Source organism: Staphylococcus rostri, assembly GCF_002902145.1.
GTDB classification, from domain to species: Bacteria; Bacillota; Bacilli; order Staphylococcales; family Staphylococcaceae; genus Staphylococcus; species Staphylococcus rostri.
Genome location: NZ_PPRF01000027.1, coordinates 1 through 17,593 on the forward strand (window position 1 = coordinate 1; position 17,593 = coordinate 17,593).

Genomic DNA, 17,593 nt, shown 5'->3' on the forward strand with positions numbered 1-17,593 from the left:
TCCTACGTTCTACTAAAGAAAAATATCTACATGATTTGGAGTCGATTGTTCTAATAAGAAGAAATGAAGTGAGTTAAAAGCATAGTTTAATTTCCACACATTTTTTTCACTATTTTGATAGATGACGATGTCCGTCTTTCATTAAATAAATGTTTAATACCACTTATAAATACATAATATTCAGAAAATAAATGTGGTAAAATAGATTTAATCTGATGTTGAAATTAAAGGGGATTTCATATGTCGTATCAATCGGTTATAAAAGATAAGAGGTTTTTAGTATATTTTTTAGGTGTTAGCATTTCTAATTTTGGGAATGCTTTAACTTTATTCGTTTTTCCATTAATGGTCTTACAAATTACACATTCCCCATTCCAATTAGGGGTTGTTGCAGCACTAGGGTATTTACCATACGCACTTTTAGGTTTACCTGCAGGGGCATTAATTGATAGGTTCAATAAAAAACGTGTAATGCAATATGCCGATTTCGCACGATTTGTTGCCTATCTTTCAATTCCTATTGTAGATTATTTCTTTGGATTGAATATTTATTACATTTACATAGTTGTTATTATTTCTGGAATTGCGCTAGTTTTTCATAGCATTTCAGAAATATCTATAATTCCTAAAATTGTACAAAAAGATCAACTAACAGAAGCAAATAGTTATATTTATGCGACTCAGAATATTGCTGAATTTATTGGCCCAATTGTGGGAGGGATACTCTATGCTTCGGTAGGGTATGCCTTACTACTAATGATTGATGCAGTGACGTTTTTAATTTCTATTATGAGTTTGTGTTTAATCACAATCAATTATATTTCTAAAGCAGCTGATTTATGTTTATCCGATATATACTCAGATATTAAAGTTGGTATTAAAAATATTCTTTATTTACCTCTAATAAAAGATATGTTAGTAATTCTTGTAGCATCTAATCTAATTATAAGTCCGTACTATATTTATGTTGTTGTATTTGTACAAGATGTTTTAGCTGGTAATAGTACTAGCTTGGGAATGGTTTTTGGAGTGGCTTCGCTTGGTGCATTATTTGGATCTATAGTTACTAATTATTTACGGTTAAAATTACCGTGGGGAAAATTAATTTTTATAACTTTAATTATAGACGCAATGTTTAGATTTATATTACCTTTCTCGCTAACTATTTATTTATTCGCAATATTTTTAGCAGTTACATATTCTACGCAAGCGATACTTAATATAGCGATTATCACAATGCGACAAGAGTTAACACCTGAGGTATATTTAGGAAGAGTAAATAGTGTGTTTAAAACTGCTGTATTTGCTGCTAGACCGGTTGGCTTATTTTTAGGCGGTATTATACTTGAAAGCTATAATTCTTTTTGGTCATTATTTTTTAGTGCTATACTCTGTATAATACTCTGTATTTTTGCAGCCTTAAGAAGGATTGTTAGTAAAGAATAATTAAAGGGCTAAGGAGGTATTCCAATGAAGTATAGGCTTATGAGTATACCCATACTTCTCACTTTAGCATACGTTTATGTTTTTAGGATTGTGCCATGGTTATACCGTGTCAATATAGGGGTAAGTGTAATAGTGATTATAACTTTCTTTGGAACTATATCCGCGATTCAGATGCTTGCAAAGAAAATGGATAATAAGCACAAAAACAAATGACGCAATGGCACCTTACATATTCAAGGGCGCTATTGCGTCATTTTACGTGTATCATTATTTTCGATTGTAGCGTTCGTTTACGAGTTTCAATGCTTTATCACGGTTTTTAAAGTCTTTTTTCGTGATATTATCAACCACGTCAATGCCATGTTTGGCGATGAGTTTAGCTGCGGCGACATCAATTTTAGGGCCTGCACCTTTTAATATTGTCGTGTTGTATTGCTTTGATAGGGCATCCATATGTTTGACAAAAGCGTAACGTGAAATAATACTTGCGGCAGCGATTGCGAGTGATTTCGATTCGCCTTTCGTTTCATAGCACGTCTTGTTTTTCAAAGGAACGTCGCCCAACGCATAACGCTCATATGTCGGTCTCGGTGTAAATTGATCAATAACGATATAGTCTAGCGTGTCGGCATCAATTTTTTGTAAGACGTTTTTAATACATTCATTATGTAACACGGCCTTCATTTTAACTTGTGACCAGTTTAATGCTTTACGTTCGTTGTATTTAGGGTTATCCAACACGAGTAGTGAGTGGGGAAGAAATGTTACGAGTTGTTCTGCCAATTCTACAATTTTTGTATCTGTTATTTTTTTAGAATCATCAACGCCTAATGTTTTTAAGACGGCGATGTTTTCTTTTGAGACATAACAGGCACAGACGGTAAGTGGACCAAAGTAGTCACCACTGCCTGCTTCATCACTACCAATACAGTTGAAGTTATTATATTTAATTGTTGTGCTTTGTGATTGCTTACTTGTGGACTTAGTTGAAGATGCTGATGTACTTCTGCCAATTAATTGCTCTGCCACTTTGTCATTATTAGCACCTTGAAACATACCTTTTCCTGAGTTATATATACTGATGGTTACACCTTGGTATTTGGAACGGAATATCATGCCGGGGGGTAATTTGCCGCGATCGGCTTTAAGCGTTCCTCGTAATAAAAGTATTTCTTCTTTTGACAACTCTAGTACAAGATTTGACATTATTTTCACCGCTTTCTAGTTGTATCCTTACAAATATTAACATATATTAGGAAAATAATTGAATAGGGACAGGAATCATACACAAAATAAATGAAGTCGTGTATAATGTACCATGATATACAAATTTATTGACAATAGGCTAGGTGAATGTAGATGGGTGAGTTCAAAAACCGAATCAATGTAACAATAAATGATCAGCACTATACGATTGTTGGCGAAGATGATCCAGAACACATTCGCTATGTTGCAGATCTCGTGGATACTAAAATACGAGAGCTAGGTAGTCGCAATGCAGGACTAGACTCAGTGCGTAAATCTGTCTTAACAGCTGTGAATGTCATGCATGAATTAGTGTTGTTGGAAGAGGAAAATGCACGCCTAAGAGAAGAAATTCAGCGCTTAAAACATCGAGGCAACTAGTATGTTTGTGTTGGCAGCCGGTGTCGTCGTATTGGTATTTATGATGGTTGGTTTTCATCGCGGATTCGTTACAAGCGTGTTACATCTTGGTAGCACGCTATTTGGCTTGGGGATCGCAAAGCAATTTTACCAGCCATTTAGTGATTACTTACGCTTGTTTTTACCATTTCCGAAGACACTTGCGTACGATGCACATTACGTGTTATCGCTCAGTCAACCAGAGTTGCGCTTTGATCGCATATGCGGTTTTATTTTTTTAGTGCTTATCGTCAAAACAATGATGTACATGGTATTAAACAGTTTAGCATCAGTATTTAATACAAGACGTCGTGGTATAACAACACGTCTATTAGGTGCCTGTGTCAGTATCATCTCCGCAATTGTTGTGCTTCATTTGGCGAGCTATGTATGTGTCTTAATACCTGACGCACAGATGCAAACGCATATTGCACAGTCACATATTGGGCAATGGTTCGTCCTAAAAGTGCCATTGCTATCAGAGATGACATTGAATTTATAAACAAACAATCAAAGTCAGGTTGTATAAAATAATAAGATAAGACAAATACAGATGACATTAAACAATCAGTATTGTCGGGGTGGGACAATGAAATCTTAATATAAAAGGTTTCTGTCCCACTCACTTTTTTAATGAGGTGGATACGGTGATAACAAAGAAAGATATTATACGTTTATTAGAAGAAATCGCAACATATATGGAATTAAAAGGGGAAAACGCATTTAAAATTTCTGCATATCGTAAAGCGGCACAAAGTCTCGAAACGGATGATCGTACGCTAGATGAAATTGAAGATGTGACAACACTTAAAAATATTGGTAAAGGTGTTGGTGAAGTCATCAATACGTATATTGCGACACAAGAAGCGCCGGTATTAGAAGCATTAAAAGCAGAAGTGCCAAGTGGTCTTATACCATTATTAAAAATACCTGGGCTGGGCAGTAAGCGTATTGCACGATTGTATAAAGAATTAGACATTACAGATAAAGCATCATTCCAAGCGGCGTGTGAAGCGGGTAAAGTGTCAGAACTTAGTGGTTTCGGTAAAAAGACGGAAGAAAAATATTTAGCAGCAGTTAAAGAATTAGGGGCTAAAAAAGATCGCTATCCAATTGATCAAATGATTGGTTTAAATAAAGTTATTAGTGAATATTTAGCACAAATTCCTGAAATTATGCGCTATGAAGTGGCAGGCAGTTTCCGTCGTATGAAAGAAATGAGTAAAGACCTAGACTATATTATCAGCACAGAATCACCTTTAAAAGTTCAAGAACAACTTCTAGAAATACCGCAATTAGTTGAAAAAGTGGCAGTAGGTGAAACAAAAGTCTCATTAACATTGTCATATGATGATGAAACAATTGGTGTTGACTTCCGCATGATTGAACCCGCTGCGTTTTATCACACATTACAACATTTCACTGGTTCAAAAGACCACAATATTCGTATTCGTCAACTTGCGAAAGAGAAAGGCGAAAAAGTCAGTGAATATGGTATCGAACAACCAGATGGCTCACTACTACAACTTGAAAGTGAGGAAGCGATTTACAAGCATTTTAATACACCATGGATTGCGCCGAGTATGCGTGAAGATGGGTCAGAATTTGATAAAGACTTATCAGATATTATTACATTAGAAGATATGCGTGGCGATATTCATATGCATACAACAGCGAGTGATGGTGCGTTTAGTCTGCGTGAAATGGTGGAGGCAAATATCGCCAAAGGGTATGACTATATGTGTATTACCGATCATTCTCAAAGTTTACGTGTCGCAAATGGCTTGTCTGTTGATCGTCTGTTAAAACAACGTGATGAAATCCATGCTTTGAATGCAGAATATGATGAAATTGATATTTATTCAGGGATTGAAATGGATATTTTACCAGATGGCACTTTAGACTATGACGATGAAGTGCTCGCACAATTAGACTATGTAATTGCGGCGATTCATCAAAGTTTCAACCAAAGTGAAGCGGAAATTATGAAACGTCTAGAAACAGCTTCTCGTAATCCATATGTTCGACATATTGCGCACCCAACAGGTAGAATTATCGGTAAGCGTAAAGGGTATGAACCGAATATGGAACAATTAATCGCATTGTGTCGTGAAACAGGTACAGTTTTAGAAATTAATGCCAATCCGAAACGACTCGATTTGAGTGTAGATGTGCTACGTCAAAATCCGGATTTAATGGTAACGATTAATACCGATGCCCATCATGTAGATCATCTAGACTTAATGAAGTATGGTGTCGCAACGGCACAAAAAGGATGGGTAAAACGACAACACGTCTTAAATGCGATGTCGCGTGATGCATTTAAAACATTTATTACGCAACCGAAGCAGGGTAAATAGAGATTGAGGGGTTTTTATGAAAACAAAAACTTTAGAAATATTAGAGTTTGATAAGGTCAAAGACAGCATTGAACAAGAAGTAATCAGTGACTTAGGGCGTGCGAAAGTCCAAGCGCTCACGCCGGCGACAGATTATGAGACAGTGACGTTTCAAATGGACGAAATGGATGAAATCGCCAAAGTATACAACCAATATCGTATGCCAAGCTTGAGTGGGCTGTCAGCTGTTAGCACATACATTAAACGTGCGCAAATAGGCGGAACGTTGAACGTCCAAGAATTAAATGCGATTAAGCGTTTAATTCAAGTACAAAATCAATTTAAGACGTTTTACAACCAAATTGTTGAAGAGGAAGAAGCGTTGCATTATGAGATTTTAGATGGACAAATGCAACGCTTGCCGGTTCTAACACCACTGTATCAGTCGATTCATCTAACATGTGACACGCATGACCTATTCGATTCAGCGAGTACAGAATTACAAGCGATTCGCAGTCGCATTTCTAAGACGAATCAACGTGTCAAAGCACAGTTAGATCGTATTGTAAAATCGACGGGCAACCAAAAGAAACTTTCTGATACCTTAGTAACGGTACGTAATGAACGCCACGTTATTCCTGTAAAAGCCGAGTATCGTCAAGATTTTAATGGTATCGTGCATGACCAATCAGCCTCTGGTCAAACGCTTTATATCGAACCGTCTGCTGTCGTGGAATTGAACAACCAAGTGAGTCGTTTAAGAAGTGAAGAAGCAACAGAGGTCAATCGTATTTTAATGGCATTAACAGCGGAAGTGGCGGCAGAAGCGGAAGGCTGTCTTGTTGCTGAAGAAATTATGGGACATTTAGATTTCTTAATTGCTAAAGCGCGTTATGCCGCAAAGATAAAAGGGACAAAGCCGGCATTTTCAGAAACACGTAAAGTCTATTTACCAAAGGCGTTTCATCCGCTATTGGATAGAGAAACGGTTGTGGCGAATACAATTGAGTTTGAAGACAATATTCAAACGGTGATTATTACCGGGCCGAATACGGGTGGTAAAACAGTGACACTGAAAACACTCGGACTGATTATTGTCATGGCACAATCAGGGCTGTTAATTCCTACATTAGATGGCAGTCAACTTAGTGTGTTTGACAATGTGTTCTGTGATATTGGTGACGAACAGTCGATTGAACAATCATTATCAACGTTCTCTTCACATATGAAAACAATTGTCGGCATTTTAGAAGAAGCCAATGCGAATAGCCTCATTTTATTCGATGAGTTAGGTGCTGGTACCGACCCAAGTGAAGGTGCTGCCTTAGCGATGAGTATTTTAGACCATGTGCAATCAATAGGCGCGTTAGTAATGGCAACCACACACTATCCTGAACTGAAAGCGTACAGCTATAATCGCGAAGGTGTGATGAACGCAAGTGTGGAATTCGACGTAGATACGCTGAGCCCAACCTACAAATTATTAATGGGTGTGCCCGGACGTTCGAATGCCTTTGATATTTCAAAACGCTTAGGACTTGGCTTGAAAATTATCAACCATGCTAAAACGATGATTGGCCAAGATGAACAAGAAATTAATGAGATGATTGCATCGTTAGAACATAATGCTAAACGTGTGGATGACCAACGAATTGAATTGGACCGTCTTGTGCGAGAAGCAGAAACGATTCATCGCGACTTAACGAAGCAATATGACAAGTATCAAAACTTTGAAGCGCGTTTAATGGAAGAAGCAAAAGAGAAAGCGAACCAACACGTGATAGCGGCGACACAAGAAGCGGATGATATTGTGAAGTCATTACGTCAAATGCGTGATCAAAAAGGTGCAGAAGTTAAAGAACACGAATTGATTGATAAGAAGAAACAACTTGAAAATCAATATGAAGCGAAGTCCATCAAACAAGACGTGAAGAAACAGCGTTGGGACGAAATTAAAGCTGGCGATGAAGTCAAAGTATTGTCATACGGTCAAAAAGGTGAAGTGTTAGAGCTACTTGACGATGATGAAGCGGTCGTTCAAATGGGTATTATTAAGATGAAGTTACCATTGAAAGACTTAGAAAAGAAAGAAAAAACGAAACAACAACCGAGCAAAATGGTTACACGTACGAACCGTTCTACTGTCAAAATGGAGTTGGATTTACGTGGTTACCGTTATGATGAAGCAATGGTTGCACTTGATCAATATTTGGATCAAGCAGTTCTCAGCAACTATGAAGATGTTTACATTATTCATGGTAAAGGAACAGGTGCCTTACAAAAAGGTGTACAACAACATTTGAAACGTCATAAGAGTGTGGCAGACTTCCGTGGTGGTATGCCGAGTGAAGGTGGATTTGGCGTTACAGTCGCGACTTTACGCTAATGAGCATTAAAAGTGAAAGGTATGAACCGATTTGTTATAATTTGTTCATCATTAAATATCGAGGAGGCTATAACTTATGGCTATTATTGAAGCAACAGATGCAAAATTTGATCAACAAATCAATGAAGGCGTTAAATTAGTAGATTTCTGGGCAACTTGGTGTGGACCTTGTAAAATGATTGCACCAGTATTGGAAGACTTAGCAGCAGATTACGAAGGTAAAGCAGACATCTTAAAATTAGATGTAGACCAAAACCAAGCAACAGCTGCAAAATTTGAAGTAATGAGTATCCCAACACTTATCGTGTTCAAAGATGGTGAACCAGTAGATAAAATTGTTGGTTTCCAACCTAAAGAAAACTTAGCACAAGTATTAGATAAACATTTATAAGATGTAAAGAGGCGTTGTGTGTGACGCTATAACATAGCACACGGCAGTACATCAAGAAAGCCTATTCGTAGTTCGTTGCGGGTAGGCTTTTCATACGCAGATTTTTAAATAAAAGCCGTCAAAAATTGATGAGAACGGGTATAGAAAAATTAAAATTGAGTTATTGAGTCTAGAGTCACGGAATGATTTTTTAGATTAATGAAATGCCTGACTCACTCCCCGAAAGTAGGTGATATTTTTTGGAAGATGTTAAAGCGAATATTAAGAAGAAGTTAAGTGTGTTGCCGATGGAGCCGGGATGTTACTTGATGCGAGATAGACAAAATCAAGTCATTTATGTAGGTAAAGCGAAACGACTGCGCAATCGTGTGCGTTCGTACTTTACAGGTTCGCATGATACGAAAACGACACGGCTTGTAAGTGAGATTGTTGATTTTGAATATATTGTTACATCAAGTGAAACGGAGTCGCTGTTACTCGAATTAAACTTAATTAAGAAGTATCAGCCACGCTACAATATTTTACTTAAGGATGGTAAGACGTATCCATTTATTAAGATTACGAAAGAGCGTCATCCGAAGCTTATTGTGACTCGCACGGTTCGTAAGGGAAGCGGTAAATATTTTGGACCGTATCCGAATGCATATTCCGCACATGAAACGAAGAAGTTACTTGATCGTATTTATCCGTTTCGTAAGTGTGATAAGATGCCAAATCGCTTGTGTTTGTACTATCATATTGGGCAATGTCTCGGTCCGTGCGTTTATAATGTAGAAAATGAAGAATATGAACGGATGTCTCGAGAGATTTCCGACTTTTTAAATGGCGAGGATAAAACGATTTTACGCCATTTAGAGACGCGTATGTTAGAAGCGAGTGAACAGATGGCATTTGAACAAGCAAAAGAATACCGAGACTTAATTCAGCATGTTCAAAACTTAACGAATAAGCAAAAAGTGATTTCAACCGATCAGACGGTACGAGATGTCTTTGGGTACAGTGTTGAAAAAGGTTGGATGTGTATTCAAGTGTTTTTCGTACGTCAAGGGAATTTGATTGAGCGAGAAGCGACGATGTTTCCGCTACAACAAACGCCTGAGGAAGAATTTTATACGTTTATCGGGCAATTTTATCAACTGAATCAGCACTTTTTACCGAAAGAAGTGCACGTTCCAAAAGGTTTAGACGTGGACATGATTCATTCTGTCGTGGATACTACGATATTAACGCCGCAACGTGGACAGAAGAAACAGCTGGTAGATTTGGCGAATAAAAATGCGAAAATCTCGCTTGAGAATAAGTTTGAACTCATTGCGCGAGACGAATCACGTACGATTAATGCGATTGAAGAGTTGGGCGATGCGATGGGCATTCAAACGCCGATACGTATTGAAGCGTTTGATAACTCGAATATTCAAGGTGTGGATCCCGTTTCAGCGATGGTCACATTTGTAGACGGAAAACCGGACAAAAAAGGCTACCGCAAATATAAAGTCAAAACGGTTGAAGGCCCTGATGACTACAAAACAATGCGAGAAGTAGTACGTCGTCGATATACGCGTGTATTAAATGAAGGTTTACCATTGCCAGACTTGATTATTGTCGATGGGGGTAAAGGGCATATGTCAGGTGTGATAGATGTGCTGGAAAATGAACTTGGACTTGATGTTCCTGTCGCAGGTTTGGCGAAAAATGATAAACACCAAACGGCAGAACTATTATATGGACATGATGCAGAAGTCATTCCACTTAAAAAGAATAGCCAAGCGTTTTATTTATTACATCGTATTCAAGATGAAGTCCATCGTTTTGCGATTACATTCCATCGTCAAACACGTCGTAAAACAGGATTACAATCTGTGCTAGATAATATAGAAGGAATTGGTCCGAAACGTAAAGCCAACTTATTAAGAACTTTTGGCTCAATTAAGAAAATGCGCGAGGCAACGGTTGAAGAACTACAAGCGACAGGACTCCCCAAACAGGCGGCTACCAATGTGTTTAATGCCTTACACGAGTCGTCATGATAAATTTGGTATGAGAATCATTCTCATACCCAAATTTGTCACATTTAGTGTTACAATAATAGTGAATTGATTTCTTTTTTTTACACGTTGATGCAAACGTTTTCTAAAGGCAAGGGCAATCGCCGAAAAAGAAGTCAAAAAATTAATAGTATCGCAGGGGGGACTTCCTTTGACACAATCAAAGAACCAATTCTACCTTAGACGTCTACACTCGTTACTCGGTGTTGTGCCATTAGGTGCTTTCTTATTAGTACATTTAATGGTTAACCACCAAGCAACTCAGGGGGTAGAGGCATTTAACAAAGCGGCAGGCTTTATGGACTCGTTACCGTTTTTGTACGCCTTAGAGATTATTATGATTTACATTCCAATCTTGTACCACGCGGTTTACGGTGTGCATATTGCATTCACAGCGAGCCACAACATTGGCCATTACTCATATATGCGTAACTGGATGTTCTTATTCCAACGTTTATCTGGATTATTAACGTTCATCTTCGTAATGGTGCATATGTGGCAAACACGTATCCAAAAATTAATGGGTCATGAAGTGAACTTCGATATGATTCATGATATCGTGACAAATCCACTTTGGTTGATTTTCTATATCGTGTGTATCGTAGCAGTTGTATTTCACTTTGCGAATGGCTTATGGTCATTCTTAGTGACTTGGGGTATCTTGCAGTCACCAAAGTCACAACGTATTTTTACATGGGTATCATTAGTGATTTTCTTAGTAGTATCATACATCGGTGTAAGTGCGATCTTAGCGTTCTTATAAACGGTTTAATCATTTCAGGGGAGTGACTATTTTATGGCAGAGAATAAAATTATTGTTGTCGGTGGTGGACTAGCAGGTCTCATGTCAACAATTAAAGCAGCAGAACAAGGTGTACACGTTGACTTGTTCTCAATCGTTCCAGTTAAACGCTCTCACTCAGTTTGTGCACAAGGCGGTATCAACGGGGCAGTCAACACAAAAGGTGAAGGCGATTCACCATGGATTCATTTTGATGATACGGTATATGGTGGCGACTTCTTAGCCGACCAACCACCTGTTCAAAAGATGACTGAAGCAGCACCTAAGATTATCCATTTGCTTGATCGCATGGGTGTTATGTTTAACAGAACGAGTGAAGGTTTATTAGATTTCCGTCGTTTCGGTGGAACACTTCATCACAGAACAGCATTTGCAGGTGCAACAACAGGGCAACAATTGTTGTACGCATTAGATGAGCAAGTGCGTAGTTTTGAAGTAGATGGACTTGTAACGAAGTATGAAGGCTGGGAATTCCTTGGTGTTGTTAAAGATGATGACAACGCAGCACGCGGGATTGTTGCCCAAAACATTACAACGTCTGAAATCAAGTCATTTGGTTCAGATGCGGTAATTATGGCAACAGGTGGTCCTGGTATCATCTTCGGTAAAACAACGAACTCAATGATCAACACAGGTTCAGCAGCATCTATCGTATACCAACAAGGTGTACAATATGCGAACGGTGAATTTATCCAAATCCACCCAACAGCAATTCCTGGTGATGACAAGTTACGTTTAATGTCTGAATCTGCACGTGGTGAAGGTGGACGTATTTGGACGTATAAAGACGGTAAACCATGGTATTTCTTAGAGGAAAAATATCCGGATTACGGTAACTTAGTGCCACGTGACATTGCAACGCGTGAAATCTTTGATGTCTGCGTAAACCAAAAGTTAGGTATCAATGGTGAAAACATGGTATACCTTGACTTATCACATAAAGATCCACATGAGCTTGATGTTAAGCTTGGTGGTATCATTGAAATTTATGAAAAATTCACGGGTGACGATCCACGTAAAGTACCAATGAAAATCTTCCCAGCGGTTCACTACTCAATGGGTGGCTTATATGTAGACTACGATCAAATGACAAACATTGACGGTCTATTTGCTGCTGGTGAATGTGACTTCTCACAACACGGTGGTAACCGACTTGGTGCGAACTCGTTACTATCAGCAATCTATGGTGGTACAGTTGCAGGACCAAATGCTGTGAAGTACGTGAAAAATGTTGAAAAGTCTTATGTTGATATGGATGACAAGATGTATCAACAACGTGTTGACGAAGAACAAGCACGTTTTGATAAGCTTTTAAATATGAAGGGTACTGAAAATGCATATAAATTGCACCGTGAACTTGGTGAAATTATGACAGCGAACGTAACAGTTGTTCGTGATAACAAGCGTTTATTAGAAACAGATAAGAAAATTGTCGAGTTAATGAAACGCTATGAAGACATTGACATGGAAGATACATCACAATGGAGTAACCAAGCGGTGTTCTTCACACGTCAATTGTGGAACATGCTTGTGTTGGCACGTGTTATCACAATCGGTGCTTACAACCGTAACGAATCTCGTGGTGCACACTACAAACCAGAATTCCCAGAGCGTAACGATGAAGAGTGGTTGAAGCATACATTGGCGCAATACCAAGGTCCGCATGAAAAACCAGCCTTTACGTATAAGCCTGTTGATGTTAGCTTAATCCCACCTCGTAAACGTGACTACACAAGTAAGTCAAAAGGGGGTAAAAAATAATGACTAGCACAAAAGAACAAGTTGCAGCACAACAACCCAACCAAAATGCGAATAGAACGGTTAAGTTAATCATCAAACGTCAAAAGGATGAAAATTCTCAACCTTATGAAGAGACATTTGTTATTCCTTATCGTGATAACATGAATATCATCGCTTGTTTGATGGAAATTCAACGTAATCCGTACAATGATAAAGGGGAAAAAACAACACCAGTTACTTGGGATATGAACTGCTTAGAAGAAGTATGTGGTGCTTGTTCGATGGTTATCAATGGTCGTGCACGTCAATCATGTTCGGCAATCGTTGATCAACTTGAACAACCGATCCGTCTTGAACCAATGAGTACGTTCCCAGTAATTCGTGACTTACAAGTCGATCGTACACGTATGTTCGATAACTTGAAACGTATGAAAGCATGGGTACCAATCGATGGTACGTATGACTTAGGTCCGGGACCACGTATGCCTGAGAAAAAACGTCAAACAGCTTATGAATTATCTAAATGTATGACGTGTGGTGTATGTTTAGAAGTATGTCCAAACGTAACACGCAACAACAGTTTCGTTGGTGCACAAGCAATCTCACAAGTACGTTTGTTCAACTTACACCCAACAGGTTCTATGACGAAAGATGAGCGCTTGTCTGCTTTAATGGATATGGGTGGTTTACAAGCTTGTGGTAACTCACAAAACTGTGTACAAGCTTGTCCAAAAGGTATTCCATTGACAACATCAATCGCAGCATTAAACAGAGAAACATCATTCCACATGTTCAAATCATTCTTTGGTTCAGATCATTTAGTGGATTAATAAAATATAAAAAGGCTGGAGCACACTGTTGTTCCGGCCTTACTTTTTGTCTACTGACATTTATACGACGAAGTTTGAGGTGTTGATGTTCTTATCTCAAATTTGTCTTTCTAGCATACGACTTTCATCAATGTTAAAATGGTCTTTAAGAAAACAGAGAAGAGGTTGAAAGCCATGGAAAGACCAATTGGCGTCATGGATTCAGGTGTGGGCGGACTTACGGTCGCAAAGGAAATCATGCGACAGCTCCCCAATGAAACCATTTACTATCTTGGAGATGTGGGACGTTGCCCATACGGACCGAGAAGTGCAGAAGAAGTGAGAGCATTCACGATTCAAATGGCAGAATATCTCACACAGTATAATATTAAAATGCTCGTTATCGCTTGTAACACAGCAACAGCAGTGGCACTTGAAGCGTTACAGCAACAATTGAAAATACCTGTGATTGGTGTGATTGAGCCGGGTGCACGTACAGCAATTATGACAACTAAAAATCAAAAAGTACTCGTGTTAGGGACTGAAGGTACAATTAAGTCGGAAGCATATCGCCACCAAATTAATCGCATTAACCCGCACGTAGAAGTACGTGGTGTTGCGTGTCCAGGCTTTGTACCACTTGTTGAAGAAATGAAATATAAAGATCCTACGATTACGAATATTATTATTCATCAAACATTAAAAAGTTGGCGCCAATACGATGCAGATACAGTTATTTTAGGATGTACACATTATCCATTATTGTATCAGCCAATTTATGATTATTTTGGCAAACACAAAGTTGTGATTTCCTCTGGATTGGAAACGGCACGTGAAGTGAGCGCATTATTGACCTTTAGTCATGAACATGCCCATTATAATCCAAATCCGCAACATCGCTTTTTTGCGAACGGGGATGTCACACATATGACGTATATTATTAAAGAATGGTTGAAAATAGAGGCAGAAGTACAACAAATTACATTGAAATAGGAGGGGTGACCGATGGCAGAAATTGTAATCGCATCATCCAATCAAGGAAAAATTAATGATTTTAAGACGATTTTCGTGAATGACCAAGTGATTGGGATTAACGAATTGATTGCTGATTTTGACGTTGAAGAAACAGGAACGACATTTGAAGAGAATGCACGCTTGAAGTCAGAAGCAGCAGCAAAAGCATTAGGAAAAACAGTTATTGCTGATGATAGTGGCTTAGAAGTCGCAGCTTTAAACGGCGAACCAGGTATTTATTCAGCACGATATGCAGGTGAAGCAAAGAATGACGAGGCGAATATTGATAAACTATTAGAAAAGTTAGGGAGTCAAACGCAACGTGATGCCCGCTTTGTATGTGTTATCAGTATGACAACTGCTGAAGGAGACACACATACATTTACAGGAACGATTGACGGCGAAATTACATTACAGCGCAATGGCGAAAATGGCTTCGGTTATGATCCAGTATTTTATGTGCCAAGCAAAAATAAAACAATGGCACAGTTGACTGCGACAGAAAAAGCAGAAATCAGTCATAGACGTAAAGCCATCGACCAACTACAAGCATTCATTCAAGGTGATGATTAAACATGAAAAAATGGATAGCAGTAAGTGATAATCATTCAGAAACTGGTATTTTATACGATATTTATGAACAGCACCAAGACGCAGATGGCTTCTTTCATCTCGGAGATTCGGAGTTTGAATATGATGATACCGAGTTGAGCCTTTATCAACGTGTAAAAGGGAATATGGACTTTTATCCAGAATTTCCAGAAACAGCTATGGCAAAGTTTGATGATGTCACATTCTTTTTAACACACGGTCATCTTTTTGGTGTTAACCGTTCAAGAGAGATGGTCGCTGAACAAGCACGTCAACAAGGTGCGCAATTTGCATTGTATGGTCATACACACGTGGCACGCTATGAAAAAATCAATGGCATCCATGTAATTAATCCGGGCAGTATTTCACAATCTCGCAGTAATGTGGAAGAAACATATGCAGAAATTAAATTTGATGAGGCACATGCAGTAGTAAACTTTAGAAACCGCAATCATCAAATCATTGAAAGTATTGAGTTAATATAGATTCATAATTTTAAATGAGGTGCGTATCATGTCAAATATTACAAAGACGAAAATCAAAGCAGCAATGAATTATATGAGTGGATTAGCAGCCTTAGTAGTAGCGGCATATGCCATCACGGATATGATTTTAGACCTAGTATATGGTAAGAAATAACTTGAACAACTAAATGAAATGAAAAAGATGAGTGAGCCTATAAAATAAATGGGCTTGCTCTTTCGTTTTTACTTGCAATATCAATGAAATCAAGGGTTTAAGCACTCTGTATTTATTTACTTTCAGGCAAATTTATGATAATATTCATATGAATTAATTGTGTAAATCACTAATTCATTTGATGGAAAGTTGCGATATGAAGGAGGGATAATGATGGATGATAATAAAAATATCTTAGTAATCAAGTTATCAAAAGAACATGATGAAAGTGCTAAAGAACTCAAAGAAAGAGTTACAGGGAAATGGAAAATATCTCCAAAACGTTTAGACGATGTGAAATATGTTGTGGTATTAGTGCTACAAGAAGTAGTTGCGACTTATAGATTAGGTGATGAGTTTAAATATAATCGATCTACAGGTAGAGTTGAAGATTTAGAATTACTAGAAGATGACACATACGAAAAATATATCGGACAATTTGTGGATTATAAAACAAGTAATCCTGCGACACTCTCATCTGAAAGCAATTTGTTTGGTGAAACAGAATAGAATAAAAGGCATACTACTGTATCGCGCAATCTCTGTTGAGTTAAGTAAACTAGAGCGTTGCGCTTTTTTTTTAGTTAAATAAGAATTAGACGTGTTGTCATTGTAAAGGTAGAGCAGCTATCAAATCAAAGACAGCACGTTTTATGTGTGTATTAGCTGTAAAATAATCTCATAGCTAAAATTGTAGTAGTGAATGGTCTAGATAAAACGAGTCGCTATTTTTAAAATGTCTTATATGTAACATAAGCATCACTTCGCCTATATGAGTGCACTAAAAAATATCTAAAATTGAATTGTAAATTTCTTAAATGCTATATTCTTGATTTATCATGTGTGTTAATATAAATATGCATTGATAAAATGAATAAATAATATTGTAAATCACATATTTAGTGCAAAGGGTATAAGGAGTGAGGTATTATGAAGGACCTATTAATTATAAAGTTAACTGGCGAAAAACCAACGAATAATGAAGAGGTGCTTGAAAGGGTTAATGGAGAATGGAAAATATCTCCAAAGCGTTTAGACGATGTAAACTATGTGGTTGCATTGTACCAACAAAAAGTATTAGCAACATATATTCTTGGTTCAATGGTTACATATAATAAAAAAATTGGCAAAGTAACGCATCTTGATTTAGTTGAAAATAACGACTTAGACATTATTGGAAAAGATGTGTCGTATCCAACAAGTAATCCGGCTACTTTATCATCATTTGACAATTTATTTAAAAAGAAGTAAAGCAAGCAATTGAAGTGGGGAATATTACTGTAGGGACTGGTAAATTATCTTTATTTTAGATCGCTATATAGTAATGAGTAGTGGAACAATAGATGTAATGATATGAGTGTTAAAATGAAAGTGGGTAAACTAGGGCAGATAAGAATAAAGTTGATTAAATTAATAGAATTAGACAAAGCTAACAAAACGAGTTAGATTTAAGTTCAGTAGTTTATAGATGAAACTAGTAAAAATTATGAAGATAAACAAAGTATTCATTATGTACATATTCCGGATTTTAATCATCAAATAAATAATAAATACTACGCGTGTATTAGGATCGATGAATGTCATTATTTATAATAAATTATTTGAAAAAAATGGAAAAAGGGGCTGGGACATAAGCACTCAGATTCCCTAAGAAAAAGCCGTTAAAATTCTCTAAAATGAATTTTAACGGCTTTTTTAACATATATAC

General features: G+C 37.5%; 17 protein-coding genes. 16 read left to right on the forward strand and 1 reads right to left on the reverse strand.

Features of this window, described 5'->3' with window-relative positions; all coding sequences use genetic code 11:
- Positions 1-240 precede the first annotated feature (240 nt).
- The gene (locus tag CD122_RS04885; RefSeq protein WP_103357885.1) at positions 241-1,446 is read left to right on the forward strand and encodes an MFS transporter; all 1,206 of its coding nucleotides are present in this window, start codon (positions 241-243) and stop codon (positions 1,444-1,446) included.
- A gap of 267 nt (positions 1,447-1,713) precedes the next feature.
- Here CD122_RS04885 and rnhC read toward each other — a convergent pair whose 3' ends face one another.
- Complete coding sequence (gene rnhC / locus CD122_RS04895; RefSeq protein ID WP_103357887.1) at positions 1,714-2,652, reverse strand: ribonuclease HIII; 939 nt, start codon at positions 2,650-2,652, stop codon at positions 1,714-1,716.
- 153 nt (positions 2,653-2,805) lie between these two features.
- Between rnhC and zapA the strand changes: the two genes are divergently transcribed.
- From zapA to CD122_RS04965, 15 genes are all read left to right on the forward strand, one after another.
- Positions 2,806-3,072: a cell division protein ZapA gene (gene zapA / locus CD122_RS04900; protein WP_044359820.1), complete on the forward strand. Its 267-nt coding sequence runs from the start codon at positions 2,806-2,808 to the stop codon at positions 3,070-3,072.
- 1 nt (position 3,073) lies between these two features.
- A complete protein-coding gene (locus CD122_RS04905; protein WP_103357888.1) occupies positions 3,074-3,592 on the forward strand; it encodes a CvpA family protein in 519 nt (172 codons plus the stop codon).
- Positions 3,593-3,740: 148 nt separating this feature from the next.
- Positions 3,741-5,450, forward strand: coding sequence for a DNA polymerase/3'-5' exonuclease PolX (gene polX, locus CD122_RS04910; protein WP_103357900.1), 1,710 nt, complete (start codon positions 3,741-3,743; stop codon positions 5,448-5,450).
- A 16-nt stretch (positions 5,451-5,466) separates the two neighbouring features.
- Positions 5,467-7,815 carry an endonuclease MutS2 gene (locus CD122_RS04915; RefSeq protein ID WP_103357889.1) on the forward strand — a complete coding sequence of 783 codons (2,349 nt, stop codon included), beginning with the start codon at positions 5,467-5,469 and terminating at the stop codon, positions 7,813-7,815.
- A gap of 76 nt (positions 7,816-7,891) precedes the next feature.
- Entirely contained in the window at positions 7,892-8,206 is a 315-nt protein-coding gene (gene trxA / locus CD122_RS04920; RefSeq protein WP_103357890.1) for a thioredoxin, read from the forward strand.
- Positions 8,207-8,445: 239 nt separating this feature from the next.
- Positions 8,446-10,233, forward strand: a complete 1,788-nt coding sequence (gene uvrC, locus CD122_RS04925) for an excinuclease ABC subunit UvrC (RefSeq protein WP_103357891.1) — start codon at positions 8,446-8,448, stop codon at positions 10,231-10,233.
- 169 nt (positions 10,234-10,402) lie between these two features.
- On the forward strand, positions 10,403-11,014 hold the full coding sequence (locus CD122_RS04930; protein WP_103357892.1) for a succinate dehydrogenase cytochrome b558 subunit: 612 nt from the start codon (positions 10,403-10,405) through the stop codon (positions 11,012-11,014).
- A 33-nt stretch (positions 11,015-11,047) separates the two neighbouring features.
- Positions 11,048-12,814, forward strand: coding sequence for a succinate dehydrogenase flavoprotein subunit (gene sdhA, locus CD122_RS04935; RefSeq protein WP_103357893.1), 1,767 nt, complete (start codon positions 11,048-11,050; stop codon positions 12,812-12,814).
- Positions 12,814-13,623: a succinate dehydrogenase iron-sulfur subunit gene (gene sdhB, locus CD122_RS04940; protein ID WP_103357894.1), complete on the forward strand. Its 810-nt coding sequence runs from the start codon at positions 12,814-12,816 to the stop codon at positions 13,621-13,623. Before sdhA ends, sdhB begins: the two co-directional genes overlap by 1 nt.
- 174 nt (positions 13,624-13,797) lie before the next feature.
- The gene (gene racE / locus CD122_RS04945) at positions 13,798-14,595 is read left to right on the forward strand and encodes a glutamate racemase (RefSeq protein ID WP_103357895.1); all 798 of its coding nucleotides are present in this window, start codon (positions 13,798-13,800) and stop codon (positions 14,593-14,595) included.
- A gap of 12 nt (positions 14,596-14,607) precedes the next feature.
- Positions 14,608-15,189 (forward strand): XTP/dITP diphosphatase, encoded by a 582-nt coding sequence (locus CD122_RS04950; RefSeq protein WP_103357896.1) that lies wholly within the window; start codon positions 14,608-14,610, stop codon positions 15,187-15,189.
- Positions 15,190-15,191: 2 nt separating this feature from the next.
- The gene (locus CD122_RS04955) at positions 15,192-15,692 is read left to right on the forward strand and encodes a YfcE family phosphodiesterase (RefSeq protein WP_103357897.1); all 501 of its coding nucleotides are present in this window, start codon (positions 15,192-15,194) and stop codon (positions 15,690-15,692) included.
- Positions 15,693-15,720: 28 nt separating this feature from the next.
- Positions 15,721-15,846 (forward strand): hypothetical protein, encoded by a 126-nt coding sequence (locus tag CD122_RS12495; protein ID WP_276307403.1) that lies wholly within the window; start codon positions 15,721-15,723, stop codon positions 15,844-15,846.
- A 213-nt stretch (positions 15,847-16,059) separates the two neighbouring features.
- Positions 16,060-16,395 carry a hypothetical protein gene (locus CD122_RS04960; RefSeq protein WP_103357898.1) on the forward strand — a complete coding sequence of 112 codons (336 nt, stop codon included), beginning with the start codon at positions 16,060-16,062 and terminating at the stop codon, positions 16,393-16,395.
- Between the two features lie 420 nt (positions 16,396-16,815).
- Complete coding sequence (locus CD122_RS04965) at positions 16,816-17,136, forward strand: hypothetical protein (protein ID WP_103357899.1); 321 nt, start codon at positions 16,816-16,818, stop codon at positions 17,134-17,136.
- The last annotated feature ends 457 nt before the right edge of the window (positions 17,137-17,593 follow it).